The sequence below is a fragment of the Peribacillus sp. TH16 genome (genome assembly GCF_016651095.1).
GTDB classification, from domain to species: Bacteria; Bacillota; Bacilli; order Bacillales; family DSM-1321; genus Peribacillus; species Peribacillus butanolivorans.
The window spans coordinates 1,019,406-1,036,148 of record NZ_JAEKEM010000009.1; the positions used below are offsets into that span (position 1 = coordinate 1,019,406).

General features: G+C 39.1%; 16 protein-coding genes and 3 pseudogenes. 4 read left to right on the forward strand and 15 right to left on the reverse strand.

All coding sequences use genetic code 11. The annotated features are described in order from the left end of the window. Positions 1-5: 5 nt before the first annotated feature. The 9 genes from accB to spoIIIAA all read right to left on the reverse strand — a co-directional run bounded on the left by accB (position 6) and on the right by spoIIIAA (position 6,348). On the reverse strand, positions 6-503 hold the full coding sequence (gene accB / locus JFV29_RS18900; RefSeq protein ID WP_201185764.1) for an acetyl-CoA carboxylase biotin carboxyl carrier protein: 498 nt from the start codon (positions 501-503) through the stop codon (positions 6-8). 619 nt (positions 504-1,122) lie between these two features. After that, on the reverse strand, positions 1,123-1,722 hold the full coding sequence (locus JFV29_RS18905) for a SpoIIIAH-like family protein (protein ID WP_201185766.1): 600 nt from the start codon (positions 1,720-1,722) through the stop codon (positions 1,123-1,125). A 14-nt stretch (positions 1,723-1,736) separates the two neighbouring features. Next, a complete protein-coding gene (gene spoIIIAG, locus JFV29_RS18910; protein ID WP_053346917.1) occupies positions 1,737-2,405 on the reverse strand; it encodes a stage III sporulation protein AG in 669 nt (222 codons plus the stop codon). A 7-nt stretch (positions 2,406-2,412) separates the two neighbouring features. Further along, positions 2,413-3,021 carry a stage III sporulation protein AF gene (gene spoIIIAF, locus JFV29_RS18915; RefSeq protein WP_201185768.1) on the reverse strand — a complete coding sequence of 203 codons (609 nt, stop codon included), beginning with the start codon at positions 3,019-3,021 and terminating at the stop codon, positions 2,413-2,415. A 16-nt stretch (positions 3,022-3,037) separates the two neighbouring features. Further along, complete coding sequence (gene spoIIIAE, locus JFV29_RS18920; protein WP_201185770.1) at positions 3,038-4,246, reverse strand: stage III sporulation protein AE; 1,209 nt, start codon at positions 4,244-4,246, stop codon at positions 3,038-3,040. 33 nt (positions 4,247-4,279) lie between these two features. Continuing rightward, positions 4,280-4,669 (reverse strand): stage III sporulation protein AD, encoded by a 390-nt coding sequence (spoIIIAD, locus tag JFV29_RS18925; RefSeq protein ID WP_098176754.1) that lies wholly within the window; start codon positions 4,667-4,669, stop codon positions 4,280-4,282. A 13-nt stretch (positions 4,670-4,682) separates the two neighbouring features. Then, the gene (gene spoIIIAC, locus JFV29_RS18930; protein WP_034308319.1) at positions 4,683-4,886 is read right to left on the reverse strand and encodes a stage III sporulation protein AC; all 204 of its coding nucleotides are present in this window, start codon (positions 4,884-4,886) and stop codon (positions 4,683-4,685) included. A gap of 21 nt (positions 4,887-4,907) precedes the next feature. Further along, positions 4,908-5,423, reverse strand: coding sequence for a stage III sporulation protein SpoIIIAB (gene spoIIIAB / locus JFV29_RS18935; protein ID WP_201185772.1), 516 nt, complete (start codon positions 5,421-5,423; stop codon positions 4,908-4,910). Beyond that, the gene (gene spoIIIAA, locus JFV29_RS18940; protein ID WP_201185774.1) at positions 5,416-6,348 is read right to left on the reverse strand and encodes a stage III sporulation protein AA; all 933 of its coding nucleotides are present in this window, start codon (positions 6,346-6,348) and stop codon (positions 5,416-5,418) included. Before spoIIIAA ends, spoIIIAB begins: the two co-directional genes overlap by 8 nt. A gap of 485 nt (positions 6,349-6,833) precedes the next feature. Here spoIIIAA and JFV29_RS18945 point away from each other — a divergent pair, with 485 nt between their 5' ends. After that, positions 6,834-8,192 carry an IS1182 family transposase gene (locus JFV29_RS18945; RefSeq protein WP_201180978.1) on the forward strand — a complete coding sequence of 453 codons (1,359 nt, stop codon included), beginning with the start codon at positions 6,834-6,836 and terminating at the stop codon, positions 8,190-8,192. Positions 8,193-8,332: 140 nt separating this feature from the next. On the opposite strand, the pseudogene efp reads toward JFV29_RS18945, so the two are convergent. The 4 genes and pseudogenes from efp to JFV29_RS31760 form a co-directional block, all read right to left on the reverse strand. Continuing rightward, positions 8,333-8,891, reverse strand: a pseudogene (gene efp / locus JFV29_RS18950) (elongation factor P). 26 nt (positions 8,892-8,917) lie between these two features. Beyond that, on the reverse strand, positions 8,918-9,979 hold the full coding sequence (locus JFV29_RS18955) for a M24 family metallopeptidase (RefSeq protein ID WP_098176752.1): 1,062 nt from the start codon (positions 9,977-9,979) through the stop codon (positions 8,918-8,920). Positions 9,980-9,997: 18 nt separating this feature from the next. Continuing rightward, positions 9,998-10,471 (reverse strand): annotated as a pseudogene (gene aroQ / locus JFV29_RS30695) (type II 3-dehydroquinate dehydratase); the annotation flags it as partial. Between the two features lie 48 nt (positions 10,472-10,519). Next, positions 10,520-11,040 (reverse strand): annotated as a pseudogene (locus JFV29_RS31760) (YqhR family membrane protein). A gap of 356 nt (positions 11,041-11,396) precedes the next feature. Between JFV29_RS31760 and JFV29_RS18970 the strand changes: the two are divergent. The 3 genes from JFV29_RS18970 (at position 11,397) to JFV29_RS18980 (ending at position 14,500) form a co-directional block, all read left to right on the forward strand. Continuing rightward, positions 11,397-12,350 (forward strand): DUF1385 domain-containing protein, encoded by a 954-nt coding sequence (locus JFV29_RS18970; protein WP_056526006.1) that lies wholly within the window; start codon positions 11,397-11,399, stop codon positions 12,348-12,350. A 136-nt stretch (positions 12,351-12,486) separates the two neighbouring features. After that, positions 12,487-12,861 (forward strand): SA1362 family protein, encoded by a 375-nt coding sequence (locus JFV29_RS18975; protein ID WP_053346927.1) that lies wholly within the window; start codon positions 12,487-12,489, stop codon positions 12,859-12,861. Between the two features lie 280 nt (positions 12,862-13,141). Beyond that, positions 13,142-14,500, forward strand: coding sequence for an IS1182 family transposase (locus tag JFV29_RS18980; RefSeq protein ID WP_201185073.1), 1,359 nt, complete (start codon positions 13,142-13,144; stop codon positions 14,498-14,500). A 145-nt stretch (positions 14,501-14,645) separates the two neighbouring features. On the opposite strand, the gene JFV29_RS18985 is transcribed toward JFV29_RS18980, so the two are convergent. Together JFV29_RS18985 and splB are read right to left on the reverse strand one after the other, a co-directional pair. Next, positions 14,646-15,527 carry a patatin-like phospholipase family protein gene (locus JFV29_RS18985; RefSeq protein ID WP_201185782.1) on the reverse strand — a complete coding sequence of 294 codons (882 nt, stop codon included), beginning with the start codon at positions 15,525-15,527 and terminating at the stop codon, positions 14,646-14,648. 84 nt (positions 15,528-15,611) lie between these two features. Continuing rightward, positions 15,612-16,637 carry a spore photoproduct lyase gene (gene splB / locus JFV29_RS18990; protein ID WP_201187945.1) on the reverse strand — a complete coding sequence of 342 codons (1,026 nt, stop codon included), beginning with the start codon at positions 16,635-16,637 and terminating at the stop codon, positions 15,612-15,614. Positions 16,638-16,743 lie beyond the last annotated feature (106 nt).

The following is a 16,743-nucleotide window of genomic DNA, read 5'->3' on the forward strand; positions in this document are numbered from 1 at the left end:
GCTCCTCATTCCGGCTTTACTAAAAATAATGGTTGACCATATTCTACAAGTTGGCCTTCTTTTACAAGAACCTCTACAATTTCACCGTTTACTTCGGCCTCAATTTCATTGAAAAGTTTCATAGCTTCTACGATACAAACAATAGAATCTGCTGTAACTTTATCCCCTGCTTTCACGTATGCAGCAGCATCCGGAGATGGAGATTGGTAGAAAGTTCCAACCATTGGAGAAGTGATTTTATGTAAATTTTCTTGCTCAGTGACAGCAACAGTTGGCTTAGCTGGTTCAACAGCTTTTGGCGCTGCAGGGGCAGGCGCTGCTACAGGCTTAACTTCAACAGCTGTATTAGCTTGAACAACTTCTGGAGCAGCCGCTGGGTGTCCTACTAATTCTGTTTCAGGTTTCTTTAGTTTAATTTTTGTTCCTTCATTTTCATAAACGAATTCACTGATGTTAGATTGATCGACTAGCTTAATAATTTCACGAATTTCTTGCACTTTCATTTGTGGCACCCCTTGTCTAATTTGATATTAATTTTTTGAGGCAATATTTTATGTACCTTTTAACTTAGCTTGTCCATACCTTGTCCAATTCTTCACAATGAAGTCGCTTTCTAAACCAGAAAGCGATTGACTGAATAAATACCTCGTCTGTATTATAACAGAAATTTCACTTTCTTAAAATATTGTTATCTTTAGAGGACTGAAAAGTTTATGACCAGCTTCTAACATCATACAATATTAGCTTATAAAAATTCAATGATAGATTAGTTGCAACTCGATATCTATACTCCTATATTACACCTTTATTATAAGATTGTGAATATTTTTTGATTTAAAAATTGTAAGCGTTTTCTAGCTTGTTTTACCAAATTACCTAGGAAAATCAGCTAAAAATTTACATTAATTACTTTTCTAGAATATTACGAAAGGTTCAATATCACTATTTCTATTCGAATTACTGGAATCAATTTACACCAAAAAACCTTTTCCCCCAAAGTTTCCCAGATGTTTTATACTGATAAAAAACCAAAAAAAAGTCCTTTTTTTCTAAAAAAGAGGACCCTTCTAATTTTTTTATTTATAAACTGTTGTGTATCAGCTCTTTTTATAGAATATATGATTACTTTTCTGGTTGGAAATCCACAACTACATTTTGAGCATCATCCACTTCTTTACGTACGAGGCGAATAATGTTATTAGCCTCTGTTTTTGTTTGTTTATCAGCTTTGACACTCACTTTTACATCCGTTCCATCGACTCGTACGAGTGCGGCATTATAATCCATGGCCACAATTAGGTTTTCGATGATATTTTCCTTTACTTTTGTCTCGCTTAATTGTTCGATTTTCGCATATGCATCTTCTCTTTCCTCAGCTGATAGTTCTGTATTGCCCATCTTCACAGTCAATTCTTCATTCAACTTTGCCCGTTCATCTTCAATCTGCATCCTTAATGATTCGAACTCGTCGCCTGATGCTATGGTTACAGAAGAACCAGCAGCATTCTTAGAAGAGGTCTCTTTACCACTCTTAGTTTCTCCCTTACTTTCTGTTTTACTTTCTGTTTTGCTTTCCGTTTTACTCTCTGTTTTACTTTCTGTCTGTTCAGTGGCTGTCATATCAGCAGCATTTTCTTCAGGAGCGGTTAAATAATAGACAGACAGTACCACTACTAGACTTAGCATAGTCAATAACCAAACGGTTTGTTTTTTTAATAACATGTAGATTTTCCCCCTTATTTTTTAGGCATAACAGATACCCGGTGACTTGGTACATCAAGTGAGCGAGTGACAGCTTCGATAATCCACTTCTTTATTTGAATATTTTCAGCCCCTTTAGCGACCACTAGGACCCCTCGTACACTAGGTTTTTTTGTTTCTGAAATGATTGGTCCTTCTTTTTCACCGCTTTTGATCAAGACTAGCTGCTCATCAACAGATGTGTCTTCAACCGTTCTTTTACCGCCTTCCTGGTCAGTTTCTTCAGTTACTTGTTTTTGAGTGACTTTATTTCTTTCATAAACTTTTTTCTCGGATGCATCCACGTAGATTACGACTTTTACATCATCGACACCCGCGATGGATTCAAGCGCTTCCTTCATTTCATTCTGAAGATATATTTCATAATCTTTTGTCGTCTTGAATTCGGATTTATTCTTCTGGCCGAATGTTTCTACATCTCCATCATCATCCTGTTTATTATTGAATACCGTCTTTACTTCGGATGTTTGTCCAGTCTGGTTGGTGGTTAACAAATTCCCGGCCATCATAATTCCTGCTCCCAAAAGGACAACTATTAGAGCATAGACATACAGGGAAGGTTTTTTTTCTTTAGGCTCTTTTTGGTCAGGGTCTTTATTTACAAGTTTTTGCAGCCAGGATAATGGACCTTTGTCTTTGTTCAATACTCAGTCACTTCCTTTCCCCGGCGATTTCAATGATCTCTTTATCGACAGACCAACTTGTTGCCAGAAACCTTTTGACAGCATCCAGATTGGCATCATTGGATGAAGACGGTCTCTCTGCATTAATATCAACCTTCGCTACTGCCTCTATCTCCGAGTCTTCTTTCCCTTCTGCCTTTTCCAATGATATGGTTATGTTTTGCAAGTCATTAATGCTTGGTTCTTCCTCATTCTTGACTCCTACATCAATTGAACTAATCTTCATGTTATAATCCACCATCAGCTCCTCTTCTACTTCTGCCTGTAACTCAACAGCCATTTGTTTTAAAATATATGCACCCTGGGTAGCTTGTATTTCTTTTTTCTTCATTTCTGTCAAATTTCCTAAATCTTTTTTTTTCTGATCTTCAAATTCACTTGTAGCCGCTGACAGAATTTCGTCGAAATCCTTATTGAATAATCCCAATATAGGAGTGATGATAATCGCAATCAGTAAAAGTCCGATTACCATTTTGGCATATTTCTGTAAAGCTGAATTGGGAAGGAGCATATCGATTACAGTAGCCAGCAATACAAATACGATAATATTGGATACCCAGCCAGCTAAAAAACTCACCAAGCCCTCCTCCTTTCTAACGAACCATCAGTGTAATGTTTCCAGAGGCTATAATTACTGTGATACTTAAAAAGAACATGAGTGAGACAATGGCCAATGCTGCGAAAATATAAATCATGCTTTTACTTATAATGTCGAGACATTTTATTACAGGCCCTCCACCAAGCGGCTGCAAAAGACTCGCCGCTAGTTTATAGACAAAGGAGATCATTAAGATTTTTATAGCTGGGAATGTAGTTATAAGCAGGAGGATAATGACACCTGACAAACCCACTGTATTTTTCAGAAGAACGGAGGCACTAATGACCGTATCGGTTGCATCAGTAAACATGCGCCCTATTACCGGTATAAAGTTGCCTGTCACAAATTTCGCCGTCCTGATTGTCACTCCATCTGCAACAGCAGAGGATGCTCCTTGAACGGATATAACACCAAGAAAAATGGTCATAAAAGCACCCAGAATCCCGATAGCAAAGTTGCGGAGCAATTGGGCCAGCTGAGTCACTTTATAATGTTCGGTCAGCGTGCTGACTATGCTTAAAATCGCTGCGAAGAATAATAATGGTAGGACGATATATTGTATCAAGATGCCACTGGTATTCATTAAAAACATTAAGACAGGATGAAAGAACGCTGCAGATACAAGTCCTCCAGAAGCTGCTATTAAAGCTAATAGCAAAGGGATGAGCGCCATTAAAAAAGAAATCATCAAATCTATCGTATCTTTTGTATATTCAATCGCCACATGAAAGCTGTTCAACGCTAAAATGATTAATACCATATAAACGATTGCATAAGCGACCTTACTCACCGAGCTTTGCTCGAACGCATTCTGCAGAGTTTGCAGGAACATGCTGAACACGGTCAATAAAATGAGTGATCCTAGGAGCTTCCCGTTCACGAGCAGTTCATGAAAAACGAACTTTATAATCCCTTTTATCCATTGATCAAATGAAAATTTCTTATCTCCGCTTACAAAATCCATGAAACTTCCTTTCTGACTTTCAGGTAAAAACCCTCCATACTCCGTGACAATGTCATCCCAATATTTCTTGAGCTCATCAACACCGAGTCTCTCTATTTGAGCTTGTACCAATTCAGACTGCATAATTGGCTCTTGATCAACTTCTCCACTTTCACCATTTTCGGCAGCTTGTCCAACAGATGTATGCAAAAAAAAGAGTAAAACGAATAGAATGGATAAGTAAGGCATCCGCTGCTTCATACTTTCACCTCATTGACTAGTAGGAATAGCCCATTAACTTGGAAGCATCTGTATAATCGTTTCAATAATGACGGTTAAAATCGGAATTGCCATCGCCAGAATCAAGATTTTCCCGCTCAATTCTATTTTGGAAGCCAGTGATCCCTGCCCTGCATCTTTTGTAATTTGGGAGGCAAATTCAGCGATATAGGCGATTCCGATTATTTTCAAGATAGTCTCCAAATAAACGGTATTTACATTTGCATTTACCGCAATTTTTTCTAACATTAAAATGATTTCGTATATTTTATCTGCTAAAAAAAGAAAAATGGAGCAGCCTACAAAAACGACAAGCAGGAAAGCGAAATTAGGTTTTTGCTCCTTGACGATTAGGGCCAAAAAAGTGGCAACTAGGGCAATGCCCACGATTTTTATGATTTCAATCGCGAATCCCCCCTTACTGAAATAGGAATACTGATTTAATTTTTTGGAATAAATCCTCTACAACAGAAGCTACCATGAATAAAATATAAATAAATCCAAAAAGCGTTACCCACTGGGCATATTCTTTCTTTCCAACCTGATCGAGTATCGTGTGAAGAAATGCCACTACCAGCCCAACACCAGCTATTTTAAATATGATGTCCACATCAATGCCCATTTTCATTCCCCCCACTTATTCCTACATCAGCAAAATGATTAGTAATAATCCCGATAAAAAACCAAGGCTTTTCATCATCTTTTCATATTTCCCCTGCCGGTCTAGTGCATCGCTCTCTTCCCGTTCCAAGTGTGCCATCGTTAGCATAATTTGTTTTTGCTGATGATATTTATCACTTTTTCCTAGGGTCTCACCAAACTGTGAAAGAATTTCGAACTCTCCCTGCTTTAAGGCAAGGGACTGCCATATTTTCTTCAAACTTTCATCCCATGCATCTTTTACAGTGGTTTCACCTGATTCAAGTCGATTCGCAAATGTATCAAAAAATAAGGATAAAGGTTTGGGCATCTGCTTGGAAAGTTTCTGGGCCGCTTCTTTCAACGGTGTATGACCATACATTATTTCAGCCTCCAGAGATTGCATGGCGACTTTTAGCTGCCTCAGTTGGCGAGGACGCATACTTAATTTTTTTGCAGCTTCAAAGCCTGCCCATGTTGTGGCTATGATTATAATTGCCGCTCCTATTAACTTAAACATGTGGATTCACACTTTCACCCAAATATAAAGGGAGGCCCGCTGAGTCGAGAACATTGTAGCTCCGCTTACCAGATTTACTTCTTTGCAATTCTATAAACCGTTCAAAAATGTTTTGCCTTAAGATTTCGGCGAAAAAGGGTCGTTTTTTAATTTCATCCAAAGTATGACCATGTGTAGTTATCACGAGTTTAATACCGGCGTTTACGGCCTCTAGTACTGCTTGTGTATCCTCTGCGCGACCAATTTCATCTACGACTAACACATCCGGAGACATAGAACGGATCATCATCATCATTCCTTCCGCTTTAGGACATCCATCGAGCACATCCACCCTTGTTCCAAATTCGAGCTGTGGTACTCCATGAACACTTCCCGCAATTTCTGATCGCTCGTCCACAATTCCCACCTTTTGAGGGGCAATACCTCTTTTTTCATTTCCACTAGATATCATCCTTGCAATATCACGTAATATCGTCGTTTTTCCTGTTTGTGGAGCACCGATTAACAAAGTATGCTGCCATTCGCCATTATATAAATAAGAAGTGAGCGGTTCCGCTGCACCTATTTTTTCGCGTGCTATCCGAATATTGAAGGAAGAAATATCCCTTATCGCTTTGACCGCCCCATTTTCAAGAATTACCTTTCCTGCAAGACCAACCCGATGTCCACCTGCTATAGTTATATATCCTCGCTTTAATTCTTCCTCAAGCGTATATAACGAAAATTGACCTATTTGATTCAGTAATTGTTCGGCATCCGAATGGGTCACTTTATATGAAAAGAAGAAAGGGTCCCCCCCTACAATGACCTCTAGAGGCCTTCCAATCCGAATTCTCAACTCTTCCATTTTTTCAATCATCATCGGTGTCATACCCCGGAGCTGCTCGTATAATTTTTTCGGTAAAAAAGAAAGAATCGTTTCCATTTTGACAATCCTCCTGTATACACCACTTTCAATAAAATATATGCCGATCATCCTGTAATAATGACAAGCTAATAAAGAAACTGACCTTTTAGTAATCCTTTTGAGAACTTCTTAGCTACTTCAATCCCTAGCTATAGAAAAAGTCATACATAAAAAGGAATGAAAAAAGACAAAAAAAAGCCCGAGATATAATCTCAGACTCAGACTGTAGACAAACTCGATGAAAATCGAGTTTGTCTACAGTTTTTTTGAGGGGTTGTAAAAATTCGACGTTGATTTCCACTCCAGGCACTCGCTTTCCGCGGGCGGTCAGGGAGCCTCCTCGGCGCCTTTGCGCCTGTGGGGTCTCCCTTGGACACGCATTTCCCGCAGGAGTCTCGCACCTTCCGTTCCAATCAACTTTGTTTTAACAATTAGATATAACCACTTTTGCCTACAGTCCTTTTTGTTTTAATATAGAAGTATTAAAACTTGAGGTGATGACGATGCTTTCGAAACATAATTCTATTCAGCGAGATCAACTTGAAATGATTACTTTGGATCAACTGGTGCCAGCGAACCATTTGGTTCGTAAAATTGAGGGAGCCATTGACTTCACTTTCATTTATGACTTGGTGAAAGATATGTATTCAGAGATAGGGCGCCCAAGTATTGATCCAGTTATTTTAGTTAAATTGACATTCATTCAATATACCTTCGGTATTCGTTCGATGCGTAAAACGATTGAAGAAGTTGAAACGAATATGGCTTACCGTTGGTTTTTAGGTTACGGTTTCCATGATAAAGTACCTCACTTCTCAACGTTCGGGAAAAATTATGAGCGTCGCTTTAAAGATACAGACCTGTTTGAACGGATTTTTTATCGTATCTTAATGACAGCTTCAGAAAGAAAGTTAATAAGTGCAGAGCACGTATTCGTTGATTCAACACATGTGAAAGCCAGTGCGAATAAGCGAAAATTCGAAAAGAAAATCGTTCGTAAGGAAACACGAGCATATCAAGGACGCCTTCAAGAAGAAATAAATCAAGATCGTGAAAACAATGGAAAGAAGCCTTTTCCACCGGATAAATTTGATAAAGAAGAAACCAAAGAAATTAAAGAAAGTACAACTGACCCTGAGAGTGGCTACTATGTAAAAGATGAACGAACAAAACAGTTTGCCTATTCATTTCATGCGGCTGCGGACCGCAACGGTTTTGTGCTGGGGACGATTGTAACACCGGGAAATACGCATGATAGTCATATCTTAGAGCCTCTTGTTGAACAAGTGATTGAGAAAGTTGGAAAACCTGAAGCTGTTGCCGCAGATGCAGCTTACAAAACACCAGCCATTACAAGCTACCTTTTTGGGAAAGAAATCACACCAGCTTTACCCTATACACGTCCACGAACAAAAGAAGGGTTCTTTCGCAAGCATGACTATGTTTACGATGAACATTTTGATTGTTATCTCTGCCCATCGGGCGAGATTTTAAAGTACTCAACAACAAATAAAGAGGGCTATCGCGAGTACAAATCACCCAAACACACTTGTGCGACATGCTCATTTTTATCACAGTGTACAGTAAGCAAAGACCATCAAAAAGTGGTGACACGCCATATCTGGCAAAATTATATGGAAGAAGCAGATCATCTGCGTCATCACAAGGATGTAAAACCTATATATGCGAAACGTAAAGAAACAATAGAGCGTGTATTCGCAGATGCAAAAGAAAAGCATGGTATGCGTTGGACTACTTTAAGGGGACTTAAAAAATTGTCGATGCAGGCGATGCTTACTTTCGCTGCCATGAATTTAAAGAAGATAGCCAATTGGACATGGCAAGGTCCAAGAATGGCTTAATAAAGTGGGCTCGTAGAGGCCCAATCTCTTAATCTTGAGCAAAATTCAAAGGGAATTTCAAAAGGGGTCCGGAATTAAAACATTCCGAACCCCTTTTGTCTACAAACTGAGCCCGAGATATAATCTCGGACTTCTTCTAATTATGCGCGTGATACGTATGAACCTTCGTTTGTATTGATCAATAATTTGTCACCTTGATTGATGAAGAATGGCACTTGAACTGAAAGGCCTGTTTCAAGTACAGCTGATTTTGTTCCACCTGAAGATGTATCGCCTTTAATACCAGGCTCTGTTTCTGCAACTTCAAGTTCAACTGTGTTAGGAAGCTCGACACCAAGTGTTTCGGCTTGGAAAGTCATAATATGCACTTCCATATTTTCTTTTAGGAATTTTAATTCGCGTTCAATACTTGAAGCTGGTAGCTCGATTTGGTCGTAAGTTTCGTTATCCATAAAGACATGGCTGTCTCCACTTGCATAAAGGTACTGCATTTTGCGGTTTTCAATATGTGCTTTCGCCACTTTTTCACCCGCACGGAATGTTTTCTCTTGGATGGATCCTGTACGAAGATTACGAAGCTTAGAACGTACAAAGGCAGCGCCTTTACCTGGTTTAACATGTTGGAACTCGATAACCTCGCCAAATTCCATTATCTACTTCAATTGTAACACCTGTGCGAAAATCGTTTACAGAAATCATAAAATTGTCCTCCTACATGTACATGTTTACAGAATGATTAACTCTTTTGATGAATGTGTAAGTGCTTCGTTACCTTCTATTGTAACGATTGTATCATCTTCAATCCGTACTCCGCCAACTCCCGGTAAATAAATACCCGGCTCAACGGTAACAGCCATACCTGGTTCTAGAATGATATCAGACCTCAAGGATAATGCTGGACCTTCATGAACTTCAAGACCAATTCCATGTCCTGTTGAATGTCCAAAATACTGTCCAAATCCTTTTTCTTCAATTAAATTACGAGTTAGTGCATCCGCTTCCCTGCCTGTCATCCCAGGTTTTATCCCGGCCATGCCACGCAGTTGCGCTTCTAAAACAATGTCATAAATATTAATAAGTTCTTCACTTGGCTGGCCAACTGCTAATGTCCGAGTTATATCAGACACATACCCGTTATAGTACGCCCCATAATCTAATGTGACAAAATCGCCTTTTTCAATGATTTTATTCGTAGCCACTCCGTGCGGAAGAGCAGATCTTTTCCCAGAAGCAACAATAATATCAAAGGAAGAAGAGGTGGCCCCTTGTTTCCTCATAAAGAATTCAAGCTCATTGGACACATCCAGCTCTGAAATTCCTGGGCGCATAAAATCCAGAATATGTGTAAAGGCAGCATCAGCAATAGCAGCCGCTTCCTTTAATATCTTAATCTCTGATGAGGTCTTTATCAAGCGTAAATTCTCAATTACTCCCGACACCGGCAAAAGTTGTCCTTCAATGACCTTTTCGTATGCTTTATATGTCGCAAAAGTCAGATGATCTTGCTCAAAGCCGAGTATGCTTATATTCATCTCTTTAGCCTGTTTACCGACTTCTTCAATAATTGTCCCCTTGTGTTGAACAATTTCAAAGTCTGCTGCCTGCTTGCCCGCTTGTTCTACGTATCTGAAATCAGTAATGAATTTAGCTTCTTTTTGGGAAATTAAAACAACACCGGCACTTCCAGTAAAATTGGTCATGAATCGGCGGTTATATGTACTGGTAATCAAAAAACCATCAATGCCCACCTTTTCCATTGAGGCTCTTAAACGTTTCAGATTATTCATTTTATTTCTCCCCTTTGCAATCTTTGTAATCGCCTGCAAAGCCAATTCATATCCGTGTATCCCCAAGCCGACAATCTGTCCCGCCGACACCGGTGCGGTAACTGATTCATGCCGAAAGCTTTCACGGGCATGGATGTTCGAAATATGTACTTCCACAACTGGAACATCAATTCCGGCAATTGCATCGCGAATCGCATAGCTATAATGAGTAAATGCTCCTGGATTAATAATAATCCCGTCTATCCCATGATCTTCTGACCAATGGAGCTTATCGATAATCGCTCCTTCATGGTTAGATTGAAAACAAGTGATTTCCACATTTAACCCTTGAGCCTGCTGTTGTAATAGAGTTTCCACATCCAAAAGCGTCGAAGACCCATAATGCGCAGGCTCACGTTTCCCTAAGCGATTTAAATTCGGACCGTTAATTAATAAGATTTTTGTCATTATCAAACACCTGCTCATAATTAAAAGAATGCTTTCCATGAACATTCTATCATAATTACAAATTGTCTTACTACTTTTTTACAACCCAGGCGTTCAGCTTCTCGACTGATTTTCAGCACCTTTATTATTATTATTATGACGAATATATTCCTGATGGTCGTAAGAAATAGAATATCCGACAAAAAGACCGTATAAAATAAAAATACAGATACTGGTTATAATGGACTTTGACGACATTTCCGAAAAGGATGGCAAATCAGAGAACATCGGTTTTAAGACAAATATCAGCAAAGCCCAGCAAACGGCACCAAAAAAACACCTGAAAGAATACTTTTCATTTTTCTAAAAAGTCCATAGTATATTAAAGCAATCCCCACGGACAGAATTCCGAAGACGAGCATGGTCATCACCGTACCAAGCCAGCGATCGATCCATGTCATATTCGACCAAGAAGTAAGTATAAATTTGGGGCTAAACTCCATAAAATTAAAATAATGTGCTATTATTCCGGCAAAACTGGCAAGGAGCCCTCCAACAAAACCGATAGCTAATACATTGTTGATTAACATGATTCTATTTTCCTGTTGATTTTGTCCTTTTTCATTAGAAGACATATCAAACACCTCCGCTACGTAGTATGCCCTTTGTTAAATAGAACTATTTTATTTTATCCGTAGTGAGGAGATTTACTAGAGGTTTTTGGATTTATTCTGTATGATAAAAACATAAATAATGTGCTTTTTTCAGAGGATTATGTCCATCCTCTGTTGAATTTTATATGTACACAGGATACTTCTTTCCTGCGATTCATCATTCATAAAGTATTTGCAAGGAGTAGTCCTCCATTTATTCGTCCCTTGATCTTTGAGAGGGGCGGTTCTATAGGGTCTTATACCTTGTGAATACTTGATAATAAACATGATAGCACCCATGAGAGAGCTACGTGAATAACTATTAGGTTGGTGTAGAAATGTCTGAGGTTCAAAAACCTGTTTATGGAGGGCAGGCTGTAGTGGAAGGCGTCATGTTTGGCGGCAAACACCATACAGTCACTGCTGTCCGCCGCAAAGATTCAACGATTGTGTATTACCATATACCGCGTGAATCCAAGCCTGCTGTCAATCGCTTAAAAAAAATACCGTTTTTACGGGGAATTGTCTCACTGATTCAGTCGAGCGCTACCGGCTCAAAACATCTAAACTTTTCCACAGAGCAGTATGAAGAAGAAGGCGGGGAAAAGATAGAAGAAAAGAAAACAGAAACAAAGGAATCTTCAAAACTAAGTGTATGGCTTGGAGTTGCCGTAATCGGGGTACTTTCCTTCTTATTTGGTAAATTGCTGTTTACACTGATTCCAGTCTTTCTTGCAGCATTAACAAGACCTATTTTTCCTGGTCATATGGCTCAGGTTTTAATGGAAAGCTTGTTTAAGTTGATATTACTGCTCATTTACATTTACCTAGTATCCATGACACCATTAATCAAGCGAGTCTTTCAATATCACGGTGCAGAGCATAAAGTGATTAATTGTTTTGAAAGCGGGAAAGAATTGACTGTCGCCAATGTGCAGGCAAGTTCACGGCTTCATTATCGTTGCGGTAGCAGCTTTATTTTATTTACTGTCATTGTTGGTATGTTTGTCTATATGCTCGTCCCAATCGACCCTTTATGGCTACGTGTCGTGGATCGAGTGTTACTTATTCCCGTCGTGCTTGGCATTTCCTTCGAGGTATTGCAGTTGACAAACAAAGTGAGAGATATTCCAGTTCTGCGTTACCTTGGTTATCCTGGTCTTTGGCTTCAATTATTGACTACAAAAGCTCCTTCCGACGATCAGGTCGAAGTCGCATTGGCTTCCTTTCATGAACTGTTAAGGTTGGAAAAAAGGACGGAAAAAGGTTTAGAAACGGATGTTATTGTGTAAAACATCTATCACAATATGATTATGAAAAATCATATACTAAACAAAGAGAATAATCTTCATTTTTTCAAATATTTTACATGAATAATGTTTAAAATAAGCTAGAAATGCTTATGATGCTCTTAAGGAGGTGTCTTTGTTGAAACGTTTCATATCATTCATGATATACGGAATCATCGCCCTCGGAGTCCTCGGACTAATGAGCCGACTGTTTAATGACCCGATTGGCTTTTTTAGAAACATTCTTATAATTGCCATTGTCGCAGGGATTATTTATATGATTTATACCGGATTAACAAAGGGAAAACCAGTAAAAAAAGAGCAACAGGCGTTTCGAAAGGCTGCACGCCAATCGAAAAAAAGGCTAAAGAACCGAACTTCGAAAAAGGATAATGTGGCTAGCTTCTCTGCAGCAAAATCGTCTAAAAAAATAAAAGTGCGAAAGAAATCAGATAGTCACTTAACCGTCATCGAAGGGAAAAAGAATAAAAAGAAAAATCGGGCTTCTTTTTAAGAGCCCGATTCAGACTGTAGACAAACTCGATGAAAATCGAGTTTGTCTACAGTTTTTTTGAGGGGGTGTAAAAATTCGAACGTTGATTTCCACTCCAGGCACTCGCTTTCCGCGGGCGGTCAGGGAGCCTCCTCGGCGCCTTTGCGCCTGTGGGGCTTTTCCCGCAGGAGTCTCGCACCTTCCGTTCCAATCAACTTTGTTTTAACAATTAGAAATAAACACTTTTTCCTACAGTCTTTTTTGTTTTAATATAGGAGTATTAAAACTTGAGGTGATGACGATGCTTTCGAAACATAATTCTATTCAGCGAGATCAACTTGAAATGATTACTTTGGATCAACTGGTGCCAGCGAACCATTTGGTTCGTAAAATTGAGGGGGCCATTGACTTCACTTTCATTTATGACTTGGTGAAAGAGATGTATTCAGAGATAGGCCGCCCAAGTATTGATCCAGTTATTTTAGTTAAATTGACATTCATTCAATATACCTTCGGTATTCGTTCGATGCGTAAAACGATTGAAGAAGTTGAAACGAATATGGCTTACCGTTGGTTTTTAGGTTACGGTTTCCATGATAAAGTACCTCACTTCTCAACGTTCGGGAAAAATTATGAGCGTCGCTTTAAAGATACAGACCTGTTTGAACAGATTTTTTATCGTATCTTAATGACAGCCTCAGAAAGAAAGTTAATTAGTGCAGAGCACGTATTCGTTGATTCAACACATGTGAAAGCCAGTGCGAATAAGCGGAAATTCGAAAAGAAAATCGTTCGTAAGGAAACACGAGCATATCAAGGACGCCTTCAAGAAGAAATAAATCAAGATCGTGAAAACAATGGAAAGAAGCCTTTTCCACCGGATAAATTTGATAAAGAAGAAACCAAAGAAATTAAAGAAAGTTCAACTGACCCTGAGAGTGGCTACTATGTAAAAGATGAACGAACAAAACAGTTTGCCTATTCATTTCATGCGGCTGCAGACCGCAACGGTTTTGTGCTGGGGACGATTGTAACACCAGGAAATACGCATGATAGTCATATCTTAGAGCCTCTTGTTGAACAAGTGATTGAGAAAGTTGGAAAACCTGAAGCTGTTGCCGCAGATGCAGCTTACAAAACACCAGCCATTACAAGCTACCTTTTTGGGAAAGAAATCACACCAGCTTTACCCTATACACGTCCACGAACAAAAGAAGGGTTCTTTCGCAAGCATGACTATGTTTACGATGAACATTTTAATTGTTATCTCTGCCCATCGGGCGAGATTTTAAAGTACTCAACAACAAATAAAGAGGGCTATCGCGAGTACAAATCACCCAAACACACTTGTGCGACATGCTCATTTTTATCACAGTGTACAGTAAGCAAAGACCATCAAAAAGTGGTGACACGCCATATCTGGCAAAATTATATGGAAGAAGCAGATCATCTGCGTCACCACAAGGATGTAAAACCTATATATGCGAAACGCAAAGAAACAATAGAGCGTGTATTCGCAGATGCAAAAGAAAAGCATGGTATGCGTTGGACTACTTTAAGGGGACTTAAAAAATTGTCGATGCAGGCGATGCTTACATTCGCTGCCATGAATTTAAAGAAGATTGCCAATTGGACATGGCAAGGTCCAATAATGGCTTAATAAAGTGGGCTCGTAGAGGCCCAATCTCTTAATCTTGATCAAAATTCAAAGGGAATTTCAAAAGGGGTCCAGAATTAAAACATTCTGGACCCCTTTTGTCTACAAACTGAATCGGGCTTCTTTTTAAGAGCCCGATTTTTCTTTTTTAATATGTCCAATGCTTTAAGAATTCTCTAGTAAACTGACGACCACGATTCATTAACTCTCCTTTTTTTTCATCATTCAAGTTGAAATCCATAGCGGAGATCCCCTTCATCGGGATAAATACAATATTCTGAACATGTTTCTTGGAAATATAACGTGCATCATGGGCATCTTTCATCGTCTTGAATAGTGCTGAGAACAATTCAACCGCATTATCCACTTCATGCGGCTTCCATATCTCATCTGCACTAAGACGTAAGCCTATGACTGGTCGTTCCTTTCTTACATGGTCTGAATTAAATAACCACATTGGAAAATTGCTTAACACGCCTCCATCAACAAATAGAAACGTACTTTTCCCAACATTCAGCTTTACTGGTTCAAAGAAATATGGAATGCTACAACTCATTCTTACCGCCTTGGCCACTGGAAAAGTGCTTGGATCGATTCCATAGTTCGGTAACTCATCAGGAAGCACTACCAATTTCCCATGTGTAATATCAGAGGTAATAATACGGAGAGAATTTGGTGGAACATCATTAAAGGTGACTACATTCCTTTCTGCTAGTTTACCCGCAACCCAATTTTCCAAGGCCTCCCCTTTATATAAACCTAATTTCCAATAAACAAGTAGCCACTTGGCAAGTGGGATAGGCAAAAGGCCCCGCCTCTTATCCAACAGGCTACTTAATTCTATATCAAGAAAAACCTCTTCCATTTCTTTTCCTGTATAACCTGCAGCTAAAAAAGCTGCTATAATTGAGCCTGCACTCGTTCCAGCTGTCCTTTTAAATACAAATCCACGTTCCTCCAATTCCTGCAGGGCTCCTACTAAACCATATGCCTTAATCCCGCCTCCGGAAAAAACGCCGTCAATAATCATTGCTGCCCTCCTCTAATCCGGTCTTTACATTTTTAAGCAGGATTAGAGCGATTTATGACTGATTTATATAGAAACAACCTTTCATCAGGTAAAATACTGAATTTCCGATTTTGGGAAAAACTTCGCTATATACCCTCGGATAGTTGATTCAAGTTCTGCTGCTTCTTCAGTTTGATACACATATTTCCCAATGCCATAGCGACCCCATTTATATTTCCGTTTCGTTTCATCAAGTTCCAATTTTGTTTTAGGGTAATTTTTTTGAATCACTTTTTTTGCAGGACCAGTAAACCTATGCTGGATTAACTCAAAAGTTAAATCAGGAATATCCACCCCTTCTAATGCCTCACTTAACCGCTCGAATAGTTCAAAGTAGCCTTCCTTCCATGCTTCATGACGATATATTGGTGCAACGATAAAACCTAATGGGTATCCTGCACCTGCTACCTTGCGTGCCGCTTCCATTCTTTCCTCAAAGCTCGAAGTTCCAGGCTCAAAATTCTTGATCACGTAACGTGAATTAATACTAAACCGAAATCTTGTTTTCCCATTATGTTCGGCATCCAATAGATGATCGACATGATGAAATTTAGTTACAAATCGGAGAACACCGTTTTCACTTTTACCAAAATATTCAATGGCCCTTTTTAATGAATGTGTCAAATGGTCAATGCCGACAATATCAGAAGTACATGCCGCCTCGAAGCGGGTAATTTCAGGTTTTCTTTCGTTTATATATTTTTCAGCTGCTTCGAAAATCTCATCAAGATTCACGTATGTCCTAATGTATGGTTTTGTACCTAGCGTCGTCTGTAAATAACAATAGTGACAGTGACCCATACACCCAGTAGCAAGCGGGATAGCATATTCTGCAGATGGCTTAGACGAGTCGAACTTCAACGTTTTCCTGATTCCCACAACCAGCGTCGACTTGGCGACACGATATTTTTGCAAATCATTATCCCCAGGTAAATCTCTAATTTGATTATGTGAAGTCGTTTCACGGATCTCAATATTCATATCCTCAAATTTCTTTTTTAATTCTCGGCCAAGCGGGTATTCCAGTGCTCTTGGCTCAATATATACTAGCTGTGGGATAAATGGTTTCATATACTTCTCCATTCTTTTTCGGATTTGTTCATACTTTTATTCAAACTAGACAATCTAACTTATAAGGATAGTTTTTCTTAATTCAATTATCCTCATGATTGATTCT

Bases quoted from the DNA above. Each gene is read 5' to 3' on its own strand.
- accB (WP_201185764.1), bottom strand. From the start codon at position 503: ATGAAAGTGCAAGAAATTCGTGAAATTATTAAGCTAGTCGATCAATCT.
- JFV29_RS18905 (WP_201185766.1), bottom strand. From the start codon at position 1,722: ATGTTATTAAAAAAACAAACCGTTTGGTTATTGACTATGCTAAGTCTA.
- spoIIIAE (WP_201185770.1), bottom strand. From the start codon at position 4,246: ATGAAGCAGCGGATGCCTTACTTATCCATTCTATTCGTTTTACTCTTT.
- spoIIIAC (WP_034308319.1), bottom strand. From the start codon at position 4,886: ATGGGCATTGATGTGGACATCATATTTAAAATAGCTGGTGTTGGGCTG.
- spoIIIAB (WP_201185772.1), bottom strand. From the start codon at position 5,423: ATGTTTAAGTTAATAGGAGCGGCAATTATAATCATAGCCACAACATGG.
- spoIIIAA (WP_201185774.1), bottom strand. From the start codon at position 6,348: ATGGAAACGATTCTTTCTTTTTTACCGAAAAAATTATACGAGCAGCTC.
- JFV29_RS18945 (WP_201180978.1), top strand. From the start codon at position 6,834: ATGCTTTCGAAACATAATTCTATTCAGCGAGATCAACTTGAAATGATT.
- JFV29_RS18955 (WP_098176752.1), bottom strand. From the start codon at position 9,979: ATGAATAATCTGAAACGTTTAAGAGCCTCAATGGAAAAGGTGGGCATT.
- JFV29_RS18970 (WP_056526006.1), top strand. From the start codon at position 11,397: ATGTCTGAGGTTCAAAAACCTGTTTATGGAGGGCAGGCTGTAGTGGAA.
- JFV29_RS18980 (WP_201185073.1), top strand. From the start codon at position 13,142: ATGCTTTCGAAACATAATTCTATTCAGCGAGATCAACTTGAAATGATT.
- JFV29_RS18985 (WP_201185782.1), bottom strand. From the start codon at position 15,527: ATGATTATTGACGGCGTTTTTTCCGGAGGCGGGATTAAGGCATATGGT.
- splB (WP_201187945.1), bottom strand. From the start codon at position 16,637: ATGAAACCATTTATCCCACAGCTAGTATATATTGAGCCAAGAGCACTG.